Annotated in this window: 6 protein-coding genes; 3 read left to right on the forward strand and 3 right to left on the reverse strand. The window is 64.9% G+C overall.

Annotated features, from left to right (window positions below; genetic code table 11):
• The coding region (locus LQV45_RS15720) for a kinase/pyrophosphorylase (RefSeq protein WP_230007841.1) at nucleotides 1-277 on the forward strand (277 nt) is incomplete at its 5' end.
• A gap of 151 nt (nucleotides 278-428) precedes the next feature.
• On the forward strand, nucleotides 429-2,846 hold the full coding sequence (gene ppsA, locus LQV45_RS15725; protein WP_230007842.1) for a phosphoenolpyruvate synthase: 2,418 nt from the start codon (nucleotides 429-431) through the stop codon (nucleotides 2,844-2,846).
• A gap of 118 nt (nucleotides 2,847-2,964) precedes the next feature.
• Here ppsA and LQV45_RS15730 read toward each other — a convergent pair whose 3' ends face one another.
• Nucleotides 2,965-3,654 carry an HAD family hydrolase gene (locus tag LQV45_RS15730; RefSeq protein ID WP_230007843.1) on the reverse strand — a complete coding sequence of 230 codons (690 nt, stop codon included), beginning with the start codon at nucleotides 3,652-3,654 and terminating at the stop codon, nucleotides 2,965-2,967.
• A 433-nt stretch (nucleotides 3,655-4,087) separates the two neighbouring features.
• On the opposite strand from LQV45_RS15730, the gene LQV45_RS15735 reads away from it, so the two are divergent.
• On the forward strand, nucleotides 4,088-4,861 hold the full coding sequence (locus LQV45_RS15735; RefSeq protein WP_230007844.1) for an ion transporter: 774 nt from the start codon (nucleotides 4,088-4,090) through the stop codon (nucleotides 4,859-4,861).
• Nucleotides 4,862-4,915: 54 nt separating this feature from the next.
• On the opposite strand, the gene LQV45_RS15740 is transcribed toward LQV45_RS15735, so the two are convergent.
• Entirely contained in the window at nucleotides 4,916-5,740 is an 825-nt protein-coding gene (locus tag LQV45_RS15740) for a VOC family protein (RefSeq protein ID WP_230007845.1), read from the reverse strand.
• A gap of 73 nt (nucleotides 5,741-5,813) precedes the next feature.
• Nucleotides 5,814-6,138 (reverse strand): hypothetical protein (locus LQV45_RS15745; RefSeq protein ID WP_230007846.1); only part of this gene is annotated, 325 nt, incomplete at its 5' end.

A 6,138-nucleotide genomic window follows, 5' to 3' on the forward strand; every position in this document is an offset into this window, starting at 1 on the left:
GGTGGACGAAGACTTTGAACGGGAAGGGCTCCCCAAGCCGCTGAGGCCTTTCGTTGAGAAGTGTTTCGGGCTCTCCTCCAACCCCCTGCGCCTGAGCCAGATCCGCACCGAACGGCGCCGGGGCTCACCCTACGCATCGCTGCGGCAGTGCGGCTTCGAGCTGCGCAGCGCCGAGCAACTGTACGTCTCCCATAGGATTCCGTACCTGAATTCGGCCACGGTGTCCGTCGAGGAAATGGCGGCAACCATCCTGCAGCGGATGAACCTCAAGCATTAGGGAAAAGTTTCACAAACTTAGTGTGGCGCACGTCATGTGGAAAGTGCGCTGGAGACCTGTCACTGTGGACAGGACTTGCGCCCATCAACCGGCCATCGCCGCAAGCGGGGCGGCGCACTTGCATGCCATCATCTGCAAAGGAGCAGTAACTATGACGACAGACATCCTGTGGTTCTCAGAACTCGGACTCAAGGACCTGGACCGCGTGGGCGGAAAGAACGCCTCCCTCGGTGAGATGGTGCAGAACCTGACCTCCGCCGGCGTCCAGGTTCCCGACGGCTTCGCCACCACCGCGGATGCCTACCGCAACTTCCTGGCGGATTCGGGCCTCGACCAGAAGATCGCCGACCGGCTTGTCGGCCTGGACACCGATGACGTCACCGCCCTGGCAGCCGCCGGGCAGGAGATCCGGGCCCTCATGCGCGAGACGCCCTTCCTGCCTGACTTCGAAGCGCAGATCCGGAACTCCTACCAGCAACTGGTGGACAAGCACGGCGGCTCTGAGGACCTGTCCTGGGCCGTCCGTTCCAGCGCGACCGCGGAAGACCTCCCCGATGCCTCCTTCGCCGGGCAGCAGGAAACCTTCCTGAACGTCCGCGGCATCGAGAACATCCTGCTCGCCATCAAGGACGTGTTCGCGTCCCTCTACAACGACCGGGCGATCGCCTACCGGGTACACCACAAGTTCGAGCACGCCGAGGTGGCGCTCTCGGCCGGCATCCAGCGCATGGTGCGCTCCGACGTCGGCGCCTCCGGCGTCATGTTCACCATGGACACAGAGTCCGGGTTCCAGGACGCCGTGTTCGTCACGTCCTCCTACGGCCTCGGCGAGGCTGTCGTCCAGGGCGCCGTCAACCCCGACGAGTTCTACGTCTACAAGCCCGCGCTGCAGGCTGGCCGGCCCGCCATCCTCAAGCGCGGACTGGGCGAGAAGGCCCTGCAGATGACCTACACGAGCAGCCGCGAAATCGGCCGCACCATCGACTTCGTGCCGGTCGAGGCGTCCCTGCGGAACCGCTTCAGCCTCACTGACGACGACGTCGAGCAGCTCGCCCGGCACGCCGTCGCCATCGAGAACCACTATGGCCGCCCCATGGACATCGAATGGGGCAAGGACGGGATCGACGGCGGCCTGTACATCCTGCAGGCGCGCCCGGAGACCGTGCAGTCCCGCCGGGCCTCCGGCAGCCTGAGCCGGTTCCGGCTCAACGGGACCGGCCGGGTGCTGGTCGAGGGCCGCGCCATTGGCCAGCGCATCGGCGCCGGCAGCGTCCGCATCCTCACCGCGATCGACCAGATGGCCGCCTTCAAAACCGGTGATGTCCTCGTCGCCGACATGACCGACCCGGACTGGGAACCGATCATGAAGCGTGCCTCCGCCATCGTGACCAACCGCGGCGGGCGCACGTGCCACGCCGCCATCATTGCCCGGGAACTGGGGATTCCCGCCGTCGTCGGCACCGGGGACGCCACCGATGCCCTCTCCGACGGCCTCGACGTGACCGTGTCCTGCGCCGACGGTGAAACCGGCGTGATCTACGAAGGGCTCCTGGACTTCAGCGTCGAGGAAACCGAGATCACCCAGCTGCCCGAGGCCCCCGTCAAGGTCATGATGAACGTCGGCACCCCGGAGCAGGCTTTCACGTTCGCGCAACTGCCCAACCACGGAGTGGGCCTGGCCCGGCTCGAATTCATCATCAACCGCCAGATCGGCATCCACCCCAAGGCACTGCTGAACCTCGACGAGCAGCCGGCGGACGTCGCCACGGAAATCCGTGAGCGCATCGCCGCGTACGAGAGCCAGCGCGACTACTACATCAAGCGCCTGGCCGAGGGCGTGTCCACCATCGCGGCGGCCTTCGCGCCGGAACCCGTGATTGTGCGCATGTCCGACTTCAAGTCCAACGAGTACGCCAACCTGATCGGCGGGCCCGCCTACGAGCCGCACGGAGAGAACCCGATCATCGGCTTCCGCGGCGCCTCACGGTACCTCGAGCCGTCCTTCCGGGACTGCTTCGACCTCGAGTGTGAGGCCCTGTCCTTTGTCCGCAACGAGATGGGCCTGACCAACGTCAAGCTGATGATCCCGTTCGTACGGACCCTGGACGAGGCCCGCGGCGTTATCGAACTGCTGGGGGAGAACGGCCTCACCCGCGGCGAGAACGGCCTCGAGGTGATCATGATGTGCGAGATCCCATCCAACGCGCTGCTCGCCGATGAGTTCCTGGACTACTTTGACGGGTTCTCCATCGGCTCCAACGACATGACCCAGCTGGCCCTGGGCCTGGACCGGGACTCCGCGATTGTCTCCGGCGGCTTCGATGAACGCGATCCGGCCGTCAAAAAGCTCCTGAGCATGGCCATCGCGGCCTGCAAGGCGCGCGGCAAATATGTCGGCATCTGCGGCCAGGGTCCGAGCGACCACGCGGACTTCGCCGAGTGGCTGGTCGAGGAAGGCATCGATTCGGTCTCCTTGAACCCCGACACCGTGGTGGACACCTGGCTGCGCCTTGCCGGCGCCACAGCCGGCCCGGCCGTCGAGGCAGGCGTCGGCGCCGGGGCGAACTGACAGCCGCGGCGTCCAAGTAAGACAGGCCGGACACCCGCCGGGCAGCACGGACTGAGAATTCCAGACCGTGCTGCCTCGGCGGCCGTTCAGGCGTTGGAAGCCGCACGGGCGGAAGGCCTCAGGCGCTCAGCTTTCCAATCGCGCTGCTTTCAAGGTTCTCCAACAGGTGCCGCGGATTGTCGTAAACTTCGGCGGCACCGGCCTCCCGCAGCTCGGCTTCGCTGATTCCGCCGCAGGTCAGGGCAATGGCGGGAACTCCGATTGCCGCGGCGGCCAGCACGTCCCAGACGGCGTCGCCAACAAACACGACGTCCGCCGGGCTGAGCTCAAGCTTGTCCAGGCACGCCAGCAGAATGTCGGGAGCGGGCTTGCTCTCGTCGGCGTCGTTGGAACTGGTCCACGCATCGGTGGACGTGCCGGCGTCCAGGAGGCGCCGGGCGACGTCCAGGTCGCGCTCCTGCGCTGATGATGCCAAACCCACGGCCAGCCCGGCGCCGGAGCATGCGGCCAGGAGGTCCCGGGCAGAGTCGAAGGGGCGCAGGGAAGGCCAAAACGTGGAGAACACGGCGCCGTGCGCGGATTTGAGGTCTTCCTGCATGTCCGTGGTGCACCCGGGGACCAAGTGTTCGATGAGCTTGTCGCCGCCCATGCCGACGCAGCGGTGGATAGCCGAGATCTGGATGTCCAGCCCCTCCCGCCGGAACGCCTGCCACCAGGCAAGGGCATGGAAATAGCTGGAGTCAATCAAGGTCCCGTCGACGTCGAAAAGGACCCCGCGTTTCTTTTCGGATTTTGAACCTGGCACCATTGCTACCCCACCTTTGGTTGAGGGCGGCCGCATGTGCCTGACCAGGCAACGGCTCGGCCCATAACGGATCTTTCCAGACCGGCGTCCGAAGTACCTGTCAAAGACTTCTCAGCGTCCACGATCAGAACGCCGCCACCACTCTGCAGCGAGTGCTCCAACTCCAAATGTCCGGCCACTTTAACCTCCTCGACTCTGCTGGAAGCTTGCATAGTAAGACTACTTAATGCAGGGGAATTTTCGTGGCGGCGTGCATGCAGCGGTCGTCGCCGTCGGGGAGCGGCTAACGACATTTAGACCATGCGCCTGCCTCGATCCCGGCGAGGCCCCAGGCCGGGCACTTGCGCGCCAGGCTATTGAACAGCGGCACTGCGGTCCGGTCAGAGAAGGGCAAAAAGTGTCGGGTACTTGAGTGCTTTCGTGCCAGAATCCTCACATGACCAGGGAACGCAGTGAACTGAAGAGCATCGGATATGAGATCTTCATCGGAATCCTTTCGCTCCTGTCGATCGTCAATCTCGTGCTCGTGTATGCCGCGCGGGAGCAGTCGCTCGACACCGTGCTCGAGGTGATGAACGCCCTTTTCAGCGTGATCTTCCTCGCCGACTTCCTCTACCGGATCCTCACCGCGCCATCGGCGGGCGCCTATTTCTTCAGGCACTTCGGCTGGGCCGACCTGCTGGCCAGCATGCCCTTCGCGCAACTCAAGTTCCTGCGCATCTTCCGGCTGATCCGGGTGTACCGCCTGCTCCGCGACGTCGGCATCCGGACAATCGGCCGCGCACTGAGCAAAGACCGGGCCGGCAGCTCCCTGTACATCCTGCTGCTCATGGGCATTTTCGTACTGGAATTCGGAAGCCTCACGATGCTCCGCATCGAGCAGTATGCGCCGGGGGCCAATATCACGACGGCCTCGGACACCATCTGGTACACGATCGTCACGATCTCGACAGTGGGATACGGTGACCAGTATCCGGTCACCGGTGCCGGCCGTATTCTCGGTACGGGCATCATCGTCGTCGGTGTCGGCATCTTCGGCACCTTCACCGGCTACCTGGCCAACTTCTTTCTGTCTCCCAAGAATCCCGCACCGCCGGTCGATGCCGCCGGGACGGGAACCGCGACGGTCGAAGGACTCCGCCAGCGCCTCGAAGAGTCCGAAGCCAAGCTCACCGAGATCAGAAAGCTGCTTGCCGGGCCAACCGGGTGAACGTTCGTCCCATAGCTGCCGCCATCTGACCCGGCGCCTCTATTGAAGGAGCGCTCATGGCGACGGGGGCGTGAACTGGCTGGCGGTAAACTCCGCTCCCTGGGGGTCCCGGATCAGTGCCGTGCGCGTCCACTCGGTCTCGCTTTGGCTAAGGACTTGGGCGCCGAGTCGCTTCGCCTCAACCACCGTCCGGTCCCGGTCGGCAACGGTGAACGAGACGTGCCAGTGCGGCAGTTCGTCGGGGGCCGTGGTCGCGATCCAGGCGATCGCATCCTCGAAGCCAGGTGGAGGGACCAGCGCTGACTGCCTTTCCCTGATGCCCGGATCGATTGTCGCCTCAAGGTGATCACCGTAACCGGGCCTGCGGATCATCATCGCGAAGCCGAGGTCGTCGACTTTCCAGCCAAACACGTCCTCATAAAACTTGATGGCCGCGCCGGGGTTAGGCGTGTGGAGATCGCTGAAATTCCAGGACCCCGGCTGATTGGCCACCTGTGCACCCAAGCGTCGCTTGGCTTGCCAGATGCGGATCCCGGCGCCCCCTGGATCGGTCAACGCCGCACTGCGGCCGCCTTCTCCAGCGTCTGCGGCTGCCGACCGTACCGTAGCGCCGGCAGCGACCAGACGCTGCACTGCGGTATCCGCGTCCTCGACGGATACGTAGGTATTCCATGTCGCGGCACCCCGGGTGTCCGCCATCCCGGCGACGTCCTGGCCATCGAGCTTGGCAATCAAGTATCGGCCTGGCGCGCCCGCCGGCAGGGCGTCCTCGAACGTCCAGCCAAAGAGGCCGGCATAGAACTCGGCGGCCGCCTCGACGTCGGGCTGCTCGGTGTCGATCCAACACGGTACGCCCTCAGGGTAGGTTCGCTGGGTCATGTCTCGCTCCCGCAGTCCCTTTCGTAGTACCGCTTGGCGTGATCAGTCCTCGGCCGGGGCATCGGCTTCAGCCTCAAGCTCGGCTTCGGCCACTGCGATGACAAAGCCGAGCGCAATGGCGAGGTTTGCTGCCTGCCGCCACGATCCGGGGAGTGCAGACAATGGGCGCAACTGCGATGACGATGCCCTGGACATCATCTGCCGTGACGCCGGCGTCGACCGCCATACCGGCGTTGAGCAGGTAGGAGGCGGGTGGAGCGTCGACGGAGACGAGGGCCGCGATACGGGCCAGCATCAACTCGCGGGGAACAAGGGTGGAGCGTTCGAGCGACACGGCGGTGATGTCGGCGAGGGCGTCGACGACGGGGGTTTCTTCTTCGGCCATGATCATGTCTCCA

It is taken from the genome of Microbacterium sp. Bi128, assembly GCF_918698205.1.

What these genes read in the sequence shown, in the direction of transcription:
- LQV45_RS15735 (WP_230007844.1), top strand. Translation starts at nt 4,088, where the DNA reads ATGACCAGGGAACGCAGTGAACTGAAGAGCATCGGATATGAGATCTTC.
- ppsA (WP_230007842.1), top strand. Translation starts at nt 429, where the DNA reads ATGACGACAGACATCCTGTGGTTCTCAGAACTCGGACTCAAGGACCTG.
- LQV45_RS15740 (WP_230007845.1), bottom strand. Translation starts at nt 5,740, where the DNA reads ATGACCCAGCGAACCTACCCTGAGGGCGTACCGTGTTGGATCGACACC.
- LQV45_RS15730 (WP_230007843.1), bottom strand. Translation starts at nt 3,654, where the DNA reads ATGGTGCCAGGTTCAAAATCCGAAAAGAAACGCGGGGTCCTTTTCGAC.